The sequence below is a fragment of the Enterobacter sp. MEB024 genome (assembly GCF_030209635.1).
GTDB lineage: Bacteria > Pseudomonadota > Gammaproteobacteria > Enterobacterales > Enterobacteriaceae > Enterobacter > Enterobacter ludwigii.
Genome location: NZ_JARVRQ010000002.1, coordinates 268,537 through 286,976, shown reverse-complemented (window position 1 = coordinate 286,976; position 18,440 = coordinate 268,537). Strand labels below are relative to the sequence as shown.

The 18,440-nt window shown below is 54.1% G+C and carries 15 protein-coding genes and 1 pseudogene; 8 read left to right on the top strand and 8 right to left on the bottom strand.

From position 1 onward, the window contains the following. Positions 1-45: 45 nt before the first annotated feature. The 3 genes from tynA to QRN24_RS03600 all read left to right on the top strand — a co-directional run bounded on the left by tynA (position 46) and on the right by QRN24_RS03600 (position 5,644). Positions 46-2,322, top strand: a complete 2,277-nt coding sequence (tynA, locus tag QRN24_RS03610; protein ID WP_284942348.1) for a primary-amine oxidase — start codon at positions 46-48, stop codon at positions 2,320-2,322. A gap of 167 nt (positions 2,323-2,489) precedes the next feature. After that, positions 2,490-4,463 carry an alkyl/aryl-sulfatase gene (locus tag QRN24_RS03605; RefSeq protein ID WP_279259236.1) on the top strand — a complete coding sequence of 658 codons (1,974 nt, stop codon included), beginning with the start codon at positions 2,490-2,492 and terminating at the stop codon, positions 4,461-4,463. Positions 4,464-4,537: 74 nt separating this feature from the next. Next, positions 4,538-5,644, top strand: coding sequence for a GGDEF domain-containing protein (locus tag QRN24_RS03600; protein WP_025204287.1), 1,107 nt, complete (start codon positions 4,538-4,540; stop codon positions 5,642-5,644). Positions 5,645-5,685: 41 nt separating this feature from the next. On the opposite strand, the gene QRN24_RS03595 is transcribed toward QRN24_RS03600, so the two are convergent. Continuing rightward, on the bottom strand, positions 5,686-7,185 hold the full coding sequence (locus QRN24_RS03595; RefSeq protein WP_252069521.1) for an aldehyde dehydrogenase family protein: 1,500 nt from the start codon (positions 7,183-7,185) through the stop codon (positions 5,686-5,688). Positions 7,186-7,426: 241 nt separating this feature from the next. Here QRN24_RS03595 and feaR point away from each other — a divergent pair, with 241 nt between their 5' ends. After that, entirely contained in the window at positions 7,427-8,335 is a 909-nt protein-coding gene (gene feaR / locus QRN24_RS03590; RefSeq protein ID WP_014169920.1) for a transcriptional regulator FeaR, read from the top strand. On the opposite strand, the gene QRN24_RS03585 is transcribed toward feaR, so the two are convergent. From QRN24_RS03585 to QRN24_RS03575, 3 genes are read right to left on the bottom strand one after another with little or no spacing between them, the layout of a single operon-like run. After that, positions 8,336-8,653: a YdbL family probable chaperone protein gene (locus QRN24_RS03585; protein WP_014169919.1), complete on the bottom strand. Its 318-nt coding sequence runs from the start codon at positions 8,651-8,653 to the stop codon at positions 8,336-8,338. 7 nt (positions 8,654-8,660) lie between these two features. Beyond that, on the bottom strand, positions 8,661-8,852 hold the full coding sequence (locus QRN24_RS03580; RefSeq protein ID WP_014169918.1) for a YnbE family lipoprotein: 192 nt from the start codon (positions 8,850-8,852) through the stop codon (positions 8,661-8,663). Then, positions 8,849-11,488, bottom strand: coding sequence for a YdbH family protein (locus QRN24_RS03575; protein ID WP_284942347.1), 2,640 nt, complete (start codon positions 11,486-11,488; stop codon positions 8,849-8,851). Before QRN24_RS03575 ends, QRN24_RS03580 begins: the two co-directional genes overlap by 4 nt. A 210-nt stretch (positions 11,489-11,698) precedes the next feature. Between QRN24_RS03575 and QRN24_RS03570 the strand changes: the two genes are divergently transcribed. Further along, the gene (locus QRN24_RS03570) at positions 11,699-12,688 is read left to right on the top strand and encodes a 2-hydroxyacid dehydrogenase (protein ID WP_014169916.1); all 990 of its coding nucleotides are present in this window, start codon (positions 11,699-11,701) and stop codon (positions 12,686-12,688) included. Positions 12,689-12,726: 38 nt separating this feature from the next. Here the strand turns inward: QRN24_RS03570 and QRN24_RS03565 are convergent, their stop codons facing one another. Beyond that, a complete protein-coding gene (locus QRN24_RS03565; protein ID WP_284942346.1) occupies positions 12,727-13,923 on the bottom strand; it encodes an MFS transporter in 1,197 nt (398 codons plus the stop codon). Positions 13,924-14,142: 219 nt separating this feature from the next. Between QRN24_RS03565 and QRN24_RS03560 the strand changes: the two genes are divergently transcribed. From QRN24_RS03560 to iraP, 3 genes are all read left to right on the top strand, one after another. Beyond that, entirely contained in the window at positions 14,143-14,751 is a 609-nt protein-coding gene (locus QRN24_RS03560; protein WP_284942345.1) for a TetR/AcrR family transcriptional regulator, read from the top strand. A 51-nt stretch (positions 14,752-14,802) separates the two neighbouring features. After that, the gene (locus tag QRN24_RS03555; RefSeq protein WP_014169913.1) at positions 14,803-15,708 is read left to right on the top strand and encodes an alpha/beta fold hydrolase; all 906 of its coding nucleotides are present in this window, start codon (positions 14,803-14,805) and stop codon (positions 15,706-15,708) included. Between the two features lie 135 nt (positions 15,709-15,843). Continuing rightward, complete coding sequence (gene iraP, locus QRN24_RS03550; RefSeq protein ID WP_014169912.1) at positions 15,844-16,179, top strand: anti-adapter protein IraP; 336 nt, start codon at positions 15,844-15,846, stop codon at positions 16,177-16,179. An 88-nt stretch (positions 16,180-16,267) separates the two neighbouring features. Here iraP and asd read toward each other — a convergent pair whose 3' ends face one another. The 3 genes and pseudogenes from asd to QRN24_RS03535 all read right to left on the bottom strand — a co-directional run bounded on the left by asd (position 16,268) and on the right by QRN24_RS03535 (position 18,305). Beyond that, positions 16,268-17,386 carry an aspartate-semialdehyde dehydrogenase gene (gene asd / locus QRN24_RS03545; protein WP_284942344.1) on the bottom strand — a complete coding sequence of 373 codons (1,119 nt, stop codon included), beginning with the start codon at positions 17,384-17,386 and terminating at the stop codon, positions 16,268-16,270. Positions 17,387-17,620: 234 nt separating this feature from the next. After that, a pseudogene (locus QRN24_RS03540) lies at positions 17,621-17,815 on the bottom strand (M3 family metallopeptidase); the annotation flags it as partial. Positions 17,816-17,852: 37 nt separating this feature from the next. Then, entirely contained in the window at positions 17,853-18,305 is a 453-nt protein-coding gene (locus QRN24_RS03535) for a cyclophilin-like fold protein (protein ID WP_284942343.1), read from the bottom strand. Between the last annotated feature and the right edge of the window lie 135 nt (positions 18,306-18,440).

Here is an 18,440-nt window from a genome sequence, read left to right as displayed (position 1 = left end):
ATAAGGCTGTCACAACACAATAAACACAACAAGATGAGGTCTACGATGGGAAGCAATTCTTCTTTTTCTGCCCGTAGAACGGCACTGGCTATGGCCGTTGCGCTGTGTTGCGCCTGGCAATCACCTGTTTTCGCACACGGCAGTGAGGCGCATATGGTCCCGATGGACAAAACGCTGCAGGCGTTTGGCGCCGATGTGCAGTGGGATGATTACGCACAGATGTTCACCCTTGCGAAGGACGGGGCATATGTGAAGGTCAAGCCCGGCGCGAAAACCGCTATTGTGAACGGCAAAACCCTCACGCTGCAGGTGCCGGTAGTCATGAAAGGCAAAAAAGCGTTCATCTCCGAGACCTTCATCAACGACGTTTTCCAGTCGGGTCTCGACCAGACCTTCCAGGTTGAAAAACGCCCTCACCCGTTAAACGCGCTAACGGCTGACGAAATTAAGCAAGCCGTGGAGATTGTGAAAGGCTCTGCGGATTTTAAACCGAACACCCGCTTCACCCAGATAGCCCTGGCCGAACCCGAGAAAGCCAAAGTGTGGGACTTTGTGCTCAACGGCACGGCGGTGGACTCTCCCCGTCAGGCGAACATCACCATGCTGGACGGGAAACACGTTATTGAAAGTCTGGTGGACCTGAAGGATAAAAAGATCCTGCGCTGGGACGCCGTTAAAGATGCCCACGGCATGGTGCTGCTGGATGATTTTGCGACCGTTCAGCAGATCATCAACGAGAGTGCAGAGTTTGCCGAGGTTTTGAAAAAGCGCGGCATTACCGATACGAAGAAAGTGATCACCACGCCACTGACCGTCGGCTATTTTGACGGCAAAGATGGCCTGAAACAGGAAGACCGGTTGCTGAAAGTGGTGAGCTATCTGGACGTGGGCGACGGCAACTACTGGGCGCACCCGATTGAGAACCTGGTGGCAGTGGTCGACCTTGAGCAGAAGAAGATTCAGAAGATTGAAGAAGGTGCCGTTGTGCCGGTGCCGATGACGCCGCGTCCGTATGATGGACGTGATCGCATTAACACGCCGAAAAAGCCGCTCGACATCATTGAGCCGGAAGGCAAAAACTACACCATTACCGGCGATATGATTCACTGGCAGAACTGGGATTTCCATCTGAGTCTGGATTCCCGCGTGGGCCCAATGATTTCGACCGTCACCTACAATGATAACGGCAAAAAACGCCAGATTATGTATCAGGGCTCCCTGGGCGGGATGATCGTCCCTTACGGTGACCCTGACGTGGGCTGGTACTTCAAAGCCTATCTGGATTCCGGCGACTATGGTATGGGCACCCTGACCTCTCCGCTGGTGCGCGGCAAAGACGTGCCGTCCAACGCCGTGATGCTCAATGAAACCATTGCCGATTACACCGGTGCGCCGATGGAGATCCCCCGCGCCATCGCCATTTTTGAACGCTACGCAGGACCGGAATATAAACACCAGGAGATGGGTCAGCCTAACGTCAGTACCGAGCGGCGCGAGCTGGTGGTTCGCTGGGTGAGCACCGTTGGCAACTACGACTACATTTTCGACTGGGTATTCCACGAAAATGGCACCATCGGGATTGATGCCGGTGCAACGGGGATTGAGGCGGTGAAAGGCGTACAGGCGAAAACGATGCATGACCCTACTGCCAAAGACGATACCCGATACGGCACATTAATTGATCACAACATCGTCGGGACCACCCACCAGCACATCTATAACTTCCGTCTCGATATGGATGTGGATGGCATCAACAACACGCTGGTGGCAATGGATCCACAGGTGAAACCGAACACCGCCGGCGGCCCGCGAACCAGCACCATGCAGATCAATCAGTACGCTATTGATACCGAGCAGCAGGCGGCGCAGAAATTTGACCCGGGCACCATTCGTCTGCTGAGCAACACCAGTAAAGAGAACCGCATGGGGAACCCAATTTCGTATCAGATAATCCCTTACGCCGGGGGGACGCACCCGGTGGCGACCGGCGCGAAGTTCGCCCCGGACGAGTGGATCTATCACCGCCTGAGCTTTATGGATAAACAGCTGTGGGTCACGCGTTACCATCCGGATGAGATGTACCCGGAGGGCAAATTCCCAAACCGCTCAACCCACGATACGGGGCTTGGCAAATACAGCAAAGATAACGAGTCGCTAAACGATCAGGATGACGTCGTCTGGATGACCACCGGCACAACCCACGTCGCGCGCGCCGAAGAGTGGCCAATCATGCCAACGGAATGGGTGCATACCCTGCTCAAACCGTGGAACTTCTTCGACGAAACGCCGACACTCGGCAGGAAAAAAGACGCGCAGAAATAAAAACAGACCGGGCGTAATGCCCGGTTTTTTATTCGTTTATTTGCTGAATATCTCATCCTGATTATAGTTATTTTACTCCACACATTCCGATAGCATCTTTTGAAACATTTTCAGCCAGGACGCGAAGTTTTCACAAACGACGTAGTACTTTCTCTGAGAGGTTTTAAATGAAATTGAATCTGATTGTCAGAAGTTTCGTGCTGGCTGGAATGATCATGTCCAACAGTCCCTCTTATGCGGCGGAAGCACCAAAGGACGCGTCTGCCGCAACACAACAAGCCAACAATGCCCTTTTTAACCAGCTTCCTTTCTCCGATAACACTGATTTTACCAATGCCCATAAAGGATTTATCGCTCCACTTCCTCAGGACGTTATCAAAGGCGAACAAGGCAATGTCATCTGGGATCCCCAACAGTATTCATTTATTAAAGAAGGTGAAAAATCGCCGGATTCGGTAAACCCCAGTTTATGGCGTCAATCCCAGCTGATTAATATCAGCGGTCTGTTTGAAGTTACCGAAGGGGTATATCAGATCCGCAATCTCGATCTGTCAAATATGACCATCATCGAAGGCAAAGAAGGGATTACCGTCGTCGATCCGCTGGTCTCAGCAGAAACCGCCAAAGTCGGCATGGATCTTTATTACAAAAATCGCGGCCAAAAACCGGTCGTGGCGGTGATTTATACCCACAGTCATGTTGACCATTATGGCGGTGTGCGGGGTGTAGTGGATGAAGCAGACGTGAAGGCTGGCAAGGTAAAAGTTTATGCCCCTTCCGGATTTATGGAGGCGGCGGTTGCGGAAAATATCATGGCGGGCAACGTTATGAGTCGTCGCGCCAGTTATATGTATGGCAACCTGCTGAAGCCTGATGCAAAAGGACAAGTGGGTGCGGGTCTGGGGACGACCACGTCCGCCGGTACCGTCACCCTTATCGCGCCGACTGACATCATTGAAAAAGACGGACAAAAAGAGGTCATTGACGGGCTGACCTACGATTTTATGCTGGCCCCCGGCTCTGAAGCACCTTCAGAGATGCTCTGGTTTATCGAAGAGAAAAAAATCATTGAATCCGCAGAGGATGTGACCCATACGCTGCATAACACCTACTCGCTGCGCGGCGCAAAAATTCGTGAACCGCTGCCCTGGTCAAAATATATTAACCAGGCGATTGTGCGCTGGGGCGATAAAGCCGACATCATCATGGCACAGCATCACTGGCCAACCTGGGGCAATGATAATGTCGTCACACTGCTGAAGAGCCAGCGCGACCTCTACCGTTACATCAACGACCAGACGTTACGCATGGCGAATGAAGGCCTGACGCGTGATGAAATCGCCGCTAATTTCAAACTCCCGGATTCCCTCGCCCATACCTGGGCTAACCGCGGTTACTACGGTTCTGTCAGTCATGACGTTAAAGCCACCTATGTGCTCTATCTGGGCTGGTTCGACGGTAATCCCGCCACGCTGGATGAACTGCCTCCTGAAGAGGCTGCGAAGAAATTCGTTGAGTATATGGGCGGCGCGGAGGCCATTCTGAACAAAGCGAAAACTGACTTCGATCAGGGCAACTATCGCTGGGTGGCGCAGGTCGTGAGTAAAGTGGTGTTTGCCGACCCGAACAATCAGGCCGCGCGTAATCTGGAAGCAGATGCGCTGGAACAGCTGGGTTATCAGGCGGAATCCGGCCCGTGGCGTAACTTCTACCTGACCGGCGCACAAGAGCTGCGTAACGGCGTGGTGAAAGGCCCGACCCCGAACACCGCCAGCCCGGATACCGTGCGGGCGATGACGCCAGAGATGTTCTTCGACTACCTTGCCGTTCATATCAATGGCCAAAAAGCCGGCGATGCCAAATCGGTGTTTAACATCGATCTGGGCAGCGATGGCGGCAAATACAAACTTGAACTGGAAAACGGCGTGCTGAACCACACGGCAAATGCCGAAGCGAAAGACGCTGACGCTACGCTTACCCTGAACCGTGATACCCTGAATAAAATTATCCTGAAAGAAGTCACGCTGAAACAGGCGCAGGACAGTGGCGATATCAAGATCAGCGGCGACAGTGCCAAACTGGACGCTATGCTTGGCTATATGGATAAGTTCGATTTCTGGTTTAATATTGTGACACCGTAACGGTGCAAAACAGACGGGCGGTCCTTCCGCCCGTTCCTGCTTCACTTGCTCCCAGGAAAGGGTAAAGAGCATTTATGGAAAAAAGAAAAAAAACGACGCCAGAGCGGGCTGCCTGGCCGACGCGTCAGGCGATGGTCATGCACGGGCTGGCGATGAACCTGCCGTGGCTGGCATTCGTCAACATCAGCTTCGCCGTGATGATCCTGCTGCGCCACGTCTCGCTTAAGCCCGACGACCCCCTCTACCTCCGGTCGCTGCCTCTGCTGAAGTTTATCGATGCCTCGATGTTCGGCATTATTATTCTGTCAGCCGCGTTAATCATCATGGCCTGGCGACGTATTGCCGGCATCAGCGTGGTGCTCTTTTTCTGTAGCGTCATCTGGTCGATATCCTGTTTCTGGTTTATCACCGATCTGTTGCTGCCTCACGTCTGGCCCCTGTGCGCGATTCTGTTACTCGCCGGGTTGACGGCGCTCTACTTTTACCCCCGTGGGTTACTCTCCTTCGTGATCCCGCTCTGGGTCACGCTACCGGTCGCAAGCTGGGTACTCAATGATGGTGTCAACCTTCACTTTGCCGCCGTCTGGACCGTCTTTACGCTGATTTTGCTCTGCGGGCGTTTCATCCTGATAAGCTGGTTTGATGAAGCCTGGCGACGTAACCAGCAAAACCAGCTGTTGATTTCGCGGCTGGAAGCGCTGGCGCATCAGGATCCGTTAACCCAGACCGCCAACCGTCGCAAGATGGAAGTGGTGCTGGAGAATGCCGTTGAGCAGAAAAAAGCCTTCTCGCTGATTATGCTGGATATAGATTATTTCAAACTTTACAACGACACCTATGGTCACCAGGCCGGTGACGAATGCTTGACCCGCGTGGCGCAGGTGCTCCGGCAGTCGGTGCGAACACCTGACGATGTCGTGTCTCGCTACGGCGGTGAAGAGTTTGTGGTGATCCTCTTTGATTGCCCGGAAAACACAGCCGAAAAAGTTGCCATGCGTATTCAGGACGGCCTGCGCGCGGAGGCAATTGCGCACGATGCCTCAAAAGTCAGCGATCGCGTCACCGTAAGCATGGGCATTGCAGGAATGGCAGAGGGTCTGGCGGGGACGGAGATTATCGCCCGCGCCGATGAGGCGCTGTACCGGGCGAAAGCGGCCGGACGGGACCGCTGGTCACGATAGCCGTGTCGGGTGGCCGTTGCGCCAGCCCGACACGCTTTGTTTTAATACCGTACACACACCGATTTGGTTTCACACCAGCCATCCAGCCAGTCCGGGCCGAAATCGCGCCCGGTGCCGGACTGCTTCATGCCGCCAAACGGCAGGTTGGCGTCGATCAGCGTATGGCTGTTCACCCAGACGGTTCCCGCCTGCAGCCGGTCGGTGTATTCCAGCGCCTTGCTGATATTTTGCGTCCAGACGCTGGCCGTCAGCCCATATTCGGTGTCGTTGGCCAGCGCCAGCGCTTCTTCGCCATCCGCGACGCGCACCAGGTTGACCACCGGGCCGAACACTTCTTCGTGGGTGAGTCGCAGCGCGGCATCCGGGTTCACCACCAGCGTCGGCGACACGTAATAACCTTTGCCATCCGGCCCCCGGTTACCGGTGATCAACTCCGCATTGCGCGATTTTGCCTCGTCGAGGAAGGTCTGCACTTTATCGCAGTGCGCGCGCGAGACCAGCGGGTTGATGAACGCCTCCGGCGACATGCCCGGCCCGACGCTCAGGGATTTCACCGCCTGTTCAAACCCGCTGACCAGCGTGTCAAACAGCGGCGCTTCAATATAGATACGGGAGCTCGCCGCACAAACCTGCCCCTGGTTCAGGAAGCTGCCGGTCATCAGGCCTTCAATTACCCAGGCCGGGTCAGCATCTTTCAGCACGATAGCCGGGTTTTTACCCCCCAGCTCCAGCGTCACCCCCGTGAGCGTATCCGCCGCCGCGCGGGCAATTTGCTTGCCTGTCGCCGTTGAGCCAGTAAAGCTCACTTTGGCAATATGCGGATGTGAGGTCAGCGCGGCACCGCACACCGCACCGCTTCCCGTGACCACATTAAACACCCCGTCGGGGATGCCCGCTTCACTTGCCAGTTCCGCCACGCGCAGCATCGTGAGCGGCGTGGTTTCTGAAGGCTTAATGACAATGGAACACCCCGCCGCCAGCGCAGGCATGACTTTCCACATCCCGATCATCAGCGGGAAGTTCCACGGCACAATCCCGGCCACCACGCCAACCGGCTCTTTGCGCGTCCACGCCTGATAGCGGGCCCCCTGCGGTAAGGGGATGGAGAGGTCGAGGGTTTTACCGGCAATTTTCGTGGTAAGCCCTGCGGTATAGCGCATCCAGTTCAGGGTACAGCCCACTTCAAAGGCGCGGGAGATATGAATGGATTTCCCCTGCTCCAGCGTCTCAAGCTGGGCCAGCTCTTCGCTGTGCTGCTCAACCAGATCGGCGAAATGCAGCAGGATACGCTCACGCTCCGCCGGTAATTTTCCGGCCCAGCTACGGGCAACAAATGCACGCCAGCCGGACATCACGGCGCGGTCGACATCATCAACGCTGGCATCGGCGGTGGAGGCGATGACGTCGCCCGTAGCCGGATTATAGACATTGAGCCGCTTTTCACTGTCCGACGCGGCCTGACGCCCTTCAATCCACAGGCCATGATGTCGGTCTAAAAACTGCTGTACGGCAGGCTGAACGGCTACCTGTGATTCAGACATAGGGTACTCCTTCGTTTTTATTCGCAGGGTGTTAATGCAGTCTAAGAGGGGTTTTGGATTCTCGCTTTTGTCTCTGTGACATTCGCTTTGCCACCTGTGACAGGCTCCGCAAATCGTGATAATTCCGTCTTATAACGCTGTTACCGGTGAGTGTTCTTTCCTATAGTCAGCCTCATAGCTCTGACAAAATGCAACACAAATGCAACAATGCAAAAACATTGACGGTGCAGCGAGATAAGCGATGGCGTGTGCAAGCGAAGAGGAACAGTATCAACAGTGGCTGGCACAAATTAACCAGGTCTGCGGGCGTTTTAATGCGCGCCCGCTGGAGGGGGAATTCGTCGGCGAGCTGGAAACCAGCTATGCCCGTAGCCTGAAGTTAAGCACCGTAACCGCAGGTGGCGTTAACCTGTTCCGCTCCCGCCATGAGATTAACGACAGTAACGATGCCTGGTTCTACACCGTATTTCAGCTGGAGGGCAGCGCGGAGATTGAACAGGACGACCGCCGCGCGGTGCTGAAGACCGGCGATATCACGCTGCTTGATGCTTCCCGCCCGTGCTCCATTGCCTGGCATGAAAAGTCCCGCCAGATTTCGCTGCTGGTTCCGCGCCAGATTATTGAGCAACAGTGTCGTTTTCAGGAGGTAAGCTGCGCGCTCACCCTTTCGCGCACGCTGCCCACCGTTCAGTTAAGCCACCACCTGCTGATGGAAAGTATGGGGAATGCCGATCTGAGTGACCGGGAGAGTGAAGCGGCGCTGGAAGCGATGATCTGTCTGCTTCGCCCCGCGTTCCAGCAGCGCGACGTGGCTCAGCCACGTAAAGAACGCCTGTTCCGCAATGTGCTGTCATTGATTGACGATCATATTCAGTCTGAGTCACTGCGACCGGAATGGATTGCCGCACAGAGCGGGATGTCGGTGCGAAGCCTCTACCGCATGTTTGCTGATAAGGGGCTGGTGGTCGCCCAGTACATTAAAAACCGCCGTCTCGACCTGTGCGCACAAGTGTTGCGCTCCGCCAGCGATGATGAAAAGCTGGCGGGCATTGGCTACAGCTGGGGCTTTTCCGACCACAGCCATTTTTCAACCGCTTTTAAGCAACGTTTTGGCGTCTCGCCTGGCGAATATCGTAAGCGCTTTCGCTAACTACTTCTTCAGCCATTTCCCGTTGATGCCTTTCACGTACTCGCCCGGCTGGGCGCGGGCAACCAGCTTTTGCCCTGCCATTTTCGCCACTTCATCCACCGGCAGATTGTTGCTGTCAGCCAGCTTCTGATAGCTTTCCGTGCGCGCGGCGTTAATGCGATTGACCAGCGCCAGGGTTTCCGCATCCTGTTTGATTGGCGCAAGATAACCGCTCAGGGTTTCCCCCACGCGCCCCTGCGTCCGGGCGTCATTTAAGGTCAGCGTTGCCGCCTGCACGTTCATGCCGAGCGCCAGTAACATCAGAGCTAATCGTTTCATGGCATCCTCAGAACAGATCGCTGCGTGATTTCAGCAGGGTTTCAACGTCTTTATCGACCTTAATGTGGATCTCATGTTCGATTTTGACATTCATATTGATGGTAATCGGCTCCTTCGGCGCGGCGACTTCAATGCGCGGCGTACAGCCGGTCAGTAGCGCGGCAACGGCAACGGTGAGCACACCAGCCATCTTTTTCATTGTTGTTCCTCACTTTCCTTGCCAGTCGAACTGCGGATACCAGGTATTGCCGCGTGTTGCTCAAACCAGGTTTGCAGGTTGTCTCCAAAACGCAGGCTGCGCCAGAGGGTAAAGACATTCTCTTCATGGGTATAGTTCAGATTAACGTAGCTGCTTTTACCCTCTACCCGGCTGGTTCCCTTAAGGGTCGCCTGCATGGTTAATTCACCCAGATTATCTAAATTGATTCTTGTCCACGAGCGAGAAATTTCCATATAGCGCAGCCAGTTAATTGCGGCTCCCGCCACCATATTATCTTTTACGATGGCGTCCGCCGTGTCTTTATCGATACGCAGCGTCATCGGGCCGGGGTTGGTCAGCCAGCCATCTTTGATGATCCATTTTTCATTGTCCAGCCAGAACGGCAGCGCCCCGCTCACCGGGCCAGACATCGCAAACTGCTTAGGATTAACGGCACTGATCAGCTCGCTGGAGGAGATATTGTCTACTCGCAGCAGCGCCGGATCGTGTTGCGGCATCCTCAACTGCTGCATGGTGATTTTTCCACCGAGGGTTTCCACCTTCACATTGGTGAGCAGAAGCGGGTTCGCCTCACTCCAGGGGTAGTCACCCTGCAGGTCCGCCGTGATATTCCGCGCGGTCACCAGGTTTACCACCTCGCCAATCCGTAAGGTTACCGGGCCGCGCGTTCCCAGCGACCAGGTGCCCTCACTAAACCGGAACGGCAGGACAAAGTCGACGCCGTTGATCTGGTTGTCTGGCATCCAGGCGCTACCGGCTTTCAGTACGCCGTGACCGCCCGCCTCAAAGCCCTGACCCGCGGCCGCCGAGAAGGCCACCTGCGCATACAGTTCGCCGTCACGCAGCGTCATTTTCCAGTCTGGCGGGATCAACGGCTGGAACACGGTGAGCGATTGTTTCGGCCACCAGGCCTGCCCGCGAAGGCGTTCCCCGTCCCAGCGTCCGTTCACCTGTACCGGTCCGATAGCATCGGCATGCAGGTCGCCCTTGAACTGGAACAGTGTCGGGTCTGTTCCGTCTACGCTGAAGGTCAGCACCGACGGCGGCAATACGCTGCCGCCGCTGAAACGGGTTTGCCCGGCATTCAGCGACAGCGCTCCGCTGAACGTCGGCTTGTCAGGATCGCGATACCAGCGCACCGGGTTATCCAGCACCAGTCGGGGTTTACTGACCTCCATGGCACCGTACTTGAGCTGGTCGAAACCGGTTGAAAGCGCGGTCAGCTCAATAAGGTTGTCGCGCCATTCGCCTTTTCCGGCAACATCCCAGCGCGCATTCATTGGGGTGAAGCCCCCTTTGCCCCAGTAGCGCCACTGCCACAGGCCGTTGTCGGGTAAAAAGTCACTGGCCTGGCCATCCAGATGCAGTTCAAAATCACCCATCTCGTTCTCGTGCGCCCGCAAAATGGCCTGCAGGCGTCCATCGACACCCTTTTGGGTCAGCCTGACGCCCGCCAGCGGCCAGCGAATTTCATCAATATCCAGTGAATCGATAATGCGACCACGTGAGCGCAGCAGCGCGCCCGGCTCAAAGGAGAGCTGCGGTTCATACAGGCTTCCGGTCAGTTTTGCCGGCAGTCTGGCATAGAGCACCAGGTCGTTATGTTTCGCCTCGCCGCTCAGATGAAGCGGCATGTCGCTTTGTTCCATACTGAGCCTGCCCGGTCCGATATTCAGCACCGCGTTGCCCTTCCCCGCATCCCCTTGAGTGAGCACATTCAGACGCCCGGTCAAGGTCGCTTTCTCAAGCCCCGCCTGCCAGTTATCGACACGAAGGCCAACGCGCCCGCTCAGCGGCATGCCGGAAAGGTTCCAGTTCCAGCGTCCGTCACTGATATTCAGCTGTTCCGCGGTTATTTGCCACGGCAGATCGAGCAGCGGATCGGGGTTATCCCGCGCCATGACCACCAGTTGCCCCTGATTGGCTTCCCAGTCGAGATCGGCATCGACCAGCGAGGTTAACTGTGGCACGTTAAAGGTCGCAACCGCATGGCCTTTAACCGGCACGCCGTCCGGCACCAGCGGCAGGGTGAATTGTCCCACCAGTTTTATCGGCTGTGGCTGGTCGGGAAGTTGTACATCGAACTGGGTGACAGAGAGGGTCTGACCGCGGAGCATCCCTTTAATGCTGACCTGCTCACCTTTGTAGGCAATCTCCTGACGCGCGGACGTCAGCGACGCCTGAAGTTCTCCCTGCCACTGCTGCCAGGGCGAGAGCGTCAGACGATGGACAGTAAGCCAGGTATTCGGTAACACCGCCTGCCACTGCGCCAGCGTTTTGGGCGCGACCGTGGACGGTGCGGACTGAGGAATTTTATTGAGGCAAACGGAGTTCAGTTCGAGCGCGCCGACATCCAGTTTCCAGCGGCTGGGGTGCGACAGGGTCGCGTTATCGACTCGGGCAATTTCGCAGTCATCCACAAGATAGCGAAGATCGGGGATGATCAGGGCATGACGCGTGAGTCTGGGACTTTGTTCAAAGGCGATGCGTGTCCCGACAGGAAGCCAGATCCCGGCAAGGGTTGGTACCCACTGGGCAAGGGTCATCAGCAGCGTCAGCGGCACCAGAATGAACAGCAGTAAGAGCGCAATTGCGGCTTTGTATGTACCCCTCATGGGCAGTTAATATCCTGATTTAGCGAAAGAATTAAGCCGACAGTGCCGATCATTGTCGCATGTTTAGCCAGTCAGTTGAAGAGAATGCCAAATTTAAGGATAGATGCTCTAAAATAATTGATAGAACTTATTGAATTCAATAATATTTCAGAAATTGTAAGATAATTTTAATCATGCTAACGTGAATGCAAAATCACTGGAGAAAGTCTTATGAAACTCGCGGTATATAGCACAAAGCAGTACGACAAAAAGTATCTGCAACATGTTAACGAGGCTTACGGGTTTGAGCTTGAATTTTTCGACTTTCTTCTGTCCGAAAAAACCGCCAAAACGGCGCACGGCTGTGAAGGCGTTTGCATTTTTGTGAATGATGATGGCAGCCGTCCGGTGCTGGAAGAGTTGAAAAAACAGGGCGTGAAATATATCGCCCTGCGCTGCGCTGGCTTCAACAACGTGGATCTTGATGCCGCAAAAGAGCTGGGGCTGAAGGTGGTCCGCGTCCCGGCATATTCTCCGGAAGCGGTCGCGGAACATGCCATCGGTATGATGATGTCGCTGAACCGTCGTATTCACCGTGCTTATCAACGTACCCGTGACGCCAACTTCTCTCTGGAAGGGCTGACCGGCTTTACCATGTACGGTAAAACCGCAGGCGTTATCGGTACCGGTAAGATTGGCGTTGCCGCCCTGCGCATTCTGAAAGGGTTTGGTATGCGTCTGCTGGCGTTTGATCCGTACCCAAGCGCTGCCGCGCTGGATCTGGGCGTGGAATATGTCGACCTGCCGACGCTGTTTTCACAGTCTGACGTTATCTCCCTGCACTGTCCGCTGACGCCGGAAAACTACCACCTGCTCAACCAGGCGGCGTTTGACCAGATGAAAGATGGCGTGATGATCATCAACACCAGCCGCGGCGGGTTGATTGATTCCCAGGCCGCTATTGAAGCGCTGAAGACCCAGAAGATTGGCGCGCTGGGGATGGACGTGTATGAGAATGAGCGCGATCTGTTCTTTGAAGACAAATCTAATGACGTGATCCAGGACGACGTATTCCGCCGTCTGTCTGCCTGCCATAACGTCCTGTTCACCGGACACCAGGCGTTTCTGACTGCCGAAGCGCTGATCAGCATTTCAGAAACCACGCTGGGGAACTTGCAGCAGCTTGAAAAGGGTGAAGAGTGCCCTAACGCTATCGTGTAAACCTATGTGCCGGGTGCGGCTCTGCCCTGCCCGGCCAGCTACGCCCGGTCTGGTGTCCAGCTCCGGTGAGCAAAGCGCCACCAGAGCACGACAGCCAGCAGCGCAATGGCGCTGAGCACACTAAAGGCCGTCGCAAAAGAGTAATGACCGGCAATTGTGCCGGTTAACGCCGGGCTCATTGCTGCCCCGACACCCTGCATCAGCATGACCACACTCTGCCCGGCATTCACGTGCCCACTCCCGCGCAACAGCACCACGATAAACGACGGCACGACAACGCCCAGGATCCCCGCGGCCAGCCCATCAAGAATTTGTACCGGGATCATCATCAACGGGGCGTCTGTGGAGGCTGCCAGTGCCGCCCGAACGGGCATGATCAACAGGGCCAGCATGATGAAACGCCAGTAACCGTAGCGCTCAATTCGACCTGCTACCCCCATGGCGACGGGGATCATCACCGCCTGAGAAATGATGACGGTGGCCGCCGCAAATAATCCGGGATTGATTGTTGCCGGTGCCGCAGCAACCCTCATGCTCAGCATCGGCAGCAGTGCGGCATTGGCCAGATGGAACAGCAGCAGGGTCAGCCCGGTTATCAACAGCGCCCGGTTTTTAATCAGCACCGCGACGCCGGGGACCGGTTGACGGGCTGAAGAGGTCAGCCCTCGCGCCGCATCGTTGTCGATATCTGTATGACGAATGGCAAGCAGCGCGCACAACGTCAGAAGCGTCGTACAGGTCATCAGCAGGAAAATGCCCCCGACGCCCCAGAACCAGGCAATGCCGCCTGCAATCACCGCCGTCAGGAAATTGCCGGCGTGGTTGAACGCCTCGTTCTTCCCCATCTGCGCGCTAAACCCGCTCGGGCCCGTCAGACCCAGCGTAATACCCGCAATCAGTGGCCCCACAAACGCCGCGCAGATACCGGTGATAATTTGCGAGACGGCGACGACGCCGCTCTGCTGACTAAACCAGAGCAGCAGCGTACTCAGCGTAATGGCGATACAAAGCAGTGCCAGAACCGAACGCTTATTGCGGGAGGTATCCGTAATAAATCCCGCCGGCAGCGTTGCCAGTAATCCCGCCAGCCCCCCGGCGGTCATCAGGATGCCGATATCATCCGGGGTCCAGTGACGTTCCGTCAGGAAGATGCCGAGAAAGGGCCCGAGGCCATCGCGAACATCAGCAATGAAAAAACTTGTCAGGCACAACGCCCGCAGTGAACGAAGAGACATACTTCCTGCCTTTTGCATATTGGCTGGCTCTGTTAGCGACGGCCTGTACGTTCGACGCCCTGTTAAAATCACGTTGCAGTATACCGGAGCGTGTTGAAGCTAAAATGACCACTCCACTCTTCTGCCGCGGCAAACTCTTTTTATAGAACTTCACGCTTTCCAGATACGCCCATTTATGGGAGTATTTAGGAATCGATTGTTTCCTAAATGATGAACACAATGTCTGAGAAGCTACAGAACGCACGCGAGCGCGGACGTCCGCGGCAGTTTGATCTTGATGCGGCTCTGGATCTGGCTATGCCGGTATTCAGAGAAAAGGGTTACCACAGCGCGTCGATAAGTGACCTGAGCGACGCGATGCAACTCACTGCGGGCAGTATTTATAAAGCCTTTCACGATAAACGTGGCCTGTTCCTGCAGGTATTCGCGCGTTATACCTCCCTGCGCAATCAATCGTTGCGCCAGCGTCTGGCGCGACAACCTGATGGCCGGGCCAAAATAGCCGAGCTGCTGAACTTTTATCTTGAATCGGCCAGCGCTGTCGAAGGGCGCCGCGGCTGCCTGGTGGTCGGTAGCACCCTTGAACTCAGCCAGTTTGACGGCGAAATTGCCGGGCTGGTGCAGAGCGCGCTTGCGCGAAATCAACACGCGATCCTCCAGCTGATCGAACAGGGTATGCAGGACGGTTCGGTAAATTCCCGACATGACGCGCAGGCATTGAGCGGCGTTTTGCTGTGCCTGGTCCTGGGCATGCGTGTGGCGGGCAAAGCCGGAGAATTACCGGCGCGCGAACGGCTGGTAGAGACGGTGATGGCGCAACTCGCCTAAAAAATTTACCCATAAAGGAAATGATCATTTCCTAAATAGCTGGAGGTAGTCATGTCTGAGAATTCAATCCCCCTTCCGTGGTCGCAGCCTGTCGCGGGCTTGCCCGGTTTTGCGCACTATTACTCAACGGTCGATGGGGTTCGTCTGCACTATGTCAGAGGCGGACAGACGCAAGGTGAAACAATCGTGCTGCTTGCAGGCTTCCCGCAAAGCGGGTTTGCCTGGCATAAAGTGATGGCTCTTTTAGCCGATCGTTACGATATCATCGCACTCGACCTCCCGGGCCAGGGCGACTCCGATAAGCCACAGTCTGGCTACGATACCCTTACGCTTGCCAGTTCGGTTTTTGGGCTGGTGCAGGCACTTGGGATCACAAGACATTACCTGGCCGCCCACGATGTAGGTGCATGGGTTGCCTGGCCGTATGCCCTGCGTTATGAACAGCAGGTAATCAAGCTGGCTCTGCTTGATGCCGGTATTCCGGGTATTACTTTGCCGGACGCCCTGCCCGCGACGCCAGAAAAAGCCTGGAAAACCTGGCACTTCGCGTTTCATCTTCTCCCCGACCTGCCGGAAGCCTTAATTAGCGGGCGTGAAGAGATTTACCTCGAATGGTTCCTGCGGCGAAAAACTGCCAGTCCGATGGCCTTTAGCGATGCGGATATCGCCCGATATGTCCGCCTGATGCAGCAAAACGGCGCGCTGCGTGCCGGGCTGGCCCCTTACAGAGAAGCGGCGGTCTCCGCTGTTCAGAACCGGACGCTGGCTGAAACGCAAAAACTTCGGGTGCCGCTGCTGGCCGTCAGTGCCGATCAGGGTTCGATTGCCGATATGGCTGCCCCGCTTCGCCAGTTTGCAGAGACGGTGAGTGGCATTACGCTTGCTCATTGCGGTCATTTCATTCCGGATGAACAACCTCAGGCCCTGAGTGAGGCCCTGGCAGACTTCTTCCGTTAACCGGAAGCGCACGGTGTTGATCACTGCTGGCACCGTGCCCTGCTTCATCAACAAAGACAATTGCTGTCGCCATAAAATAAACCTCGCTCAAAATTTACTAAGGAGTTAATCTCGCAAAGAAAATAAGGGGGCATTATGAAAAACTTGATACTCAGTGTTATCGCAAAAATTTCCAAAATGGACGCTGAAGCTAAAGAGCTGGCGGCCAAAGTAGAAGCACAGTCTTTGTTGATAGGCGCGTTGTTACTGACCATTGGTAAAAATGGCGGTATGAACGAAATGCTCGAGAATGTCAGAAAAGCGATCAATGCAGCACTCGAAGCAGCAGATACGCCGCTCAAATCCGACGCTGAAATGTTACTGAACGAATTCAATAACCTGATTTTATTAACCCAGCTACTTGAAACTAATGACTCAGAGATAAGTATCGAATCGTTAAAGGAAGCCCCAGGCGAAACGGCCTCAGATTGAAACCCATTCCTTGAGGCTGGAGTTAAGTCTCCAGCTTCTCGTTAAACCCACGCCTTACGCGCAGCGCGCCATGACCGTGTGAGCGTGATTAGACTTTGCCAGGCAGAATATTCAACATCCGTCGCAAGGGTTCCGCAGCGCCCCACAACAGCTGATCGCCGACCGTCAGAACCGAGTATATGGGGTCATTGTTAAGCGACATTTTCTTGTAACGGCCAATACCCACCTGCAGCGAACCGCTAATGTTAGCGGGAGTCAATTTACTGACACTGTCATCCTTATTATTGGGCACATAGTTAACCCATGGATGGGAATGCGTCACAAGCTCTGCAAATTCTTCTTCGCTGACTTCACGCTTGAGCTTCAAGGTTATTGCAGCACTATGGCAACGGATCACACCGACCCGAATACACAAGCCATTTACTGCAATCGTCCCCGGAGAAAGACCAAGGATTTTGTTCGTTTCTGCCTCACCCTTCCATTCTTCTCTGCTATTACCATCCCCTAAATCGCTGTCAATCCATGGAATAATACTGCCCATTAAAGGCGCGCCGAAATTCTGGATAGGCATGTTAGCACTGTTAATTAATTCACTCACTTTATTGACTAAAGGAAGCACTGAACCTGAGGATTCCAGCTCATCAGAAGATAAATGTTTACTGATATAAGCGCTTTGAGCAATTAATTCCCGGACATATTTAGCACCCGCTCCGGATGCAGACTGATAGGTCATCACACTCATCCATTCTATCAGGTCAGCTTTAATTAAGCCTGACAGTCCCATAAGACTCAGCGTAATGGAACAGTTGCCCCCAACAAAAAGTTTAATTCCCTCTTTGATGGCACGATCGATATTTGTGCGGTTAACCGGGTCGAGAATAATGCAGGCTTTTTCATCCATCCGGAGCGCTGAGGCCGCATCAATCCAGTAGCCTTGCCAGCCATGGCTAATCAACTTAGGATAAATTGCTTTGGTATAATCCCCGCCCTGACAGGTTATGATGATATCCATTTCGGCCAGAGCGATAATAGAATTAGCATCTTTGAGTGTGTGGTTGACGCCACCAATGACGGGACCAGCAGCCCCTGCACTGGAAGTACTGTAAAAATGCGCGGAAATATTGTCGAAGTCGTTCTCTTCGACCATTCTTTGTAACAAAACAGAGCCCACCATTCCTCGCCAACCAACAATACCAACCTGCTTCATTTGCTTAACCTTAATGACGTTATGAGAATGTTAATTTTTCAAACCATGTTATATCTCATCCCACATTAATGGTCATTACGAATTGCATCACATTCGGCCATTATTAAAATGTTTCATACGGCATCAGCAATTTTTATACCTTTTACACGGCATAAATAATTAAAGTTATGGGTAAGACATAATCAAACAAAAACCGGGCATCATGCCCGGTTTTGTGGCTGATCTGAATAAGCGCTACGCACTCAACCCGCGATTCTCCAGCATCGGTTCAATCCTCGGATCGTGGCCGCGCCAGTTCCGGTAAAGTTCAGCTCAATCACTACTGCTCCCGCGCGACAGAATCACCTCGCGGAATGTCTGTCCGTTTTCGCGGGTCAAACCACCCTGCTCGACAAGCCACTGATAGCCATCGTCTGCCAGCATTTGCGTCTATAGGTAATCCAGATTCAGTGTTTGATAATACAGATCAACCTTTTTTATCTGTGGTAAACCTTGCTATTACTTCTTTTTCATCTGCAATTTTACCAAGATTTTCTGGCGCTATTATTCTGCCAACGGGTGTGTATCCGTAGTTTGTCTGAAAGGTTTCATAAAAAAGTACCAGGGTACGATGGCCATATAACATGAGATCGCCCTGATTAATGGTTCCAGGTTTGACCTGGCGGGTCGGTAAGGGACGGGGCAGATCAGCAAATTTCTCTTTCCCGTTAAGTTCCTCCATCGTTAGAGTCAGGGGAAGCTGTTCAATAAATGCCTTTGCGGCTGGATTATTCTTAAGTTCAACGTAAAAAGTTTGCTGTTTGATAGTCATTTTAATGGTCACGACTTCTTCCTTGTCTGTCTGTAAAGAATTACTGGCACGAACCGGGAATAAAAAGCTCATGATGATAATAAATAACAGGAATAATATTTTTTTCATCCAGATTCTCTCCCGCAAATGTGCTACACCTTTCAGGTGCAGCATCAATGATTATTGATGGTTAGCTTTGAAAAAGAAGTCAATTTATCAAATGGGTTCAGATCCGTATGCTTATCTCCGGACTCCTCTCTTACT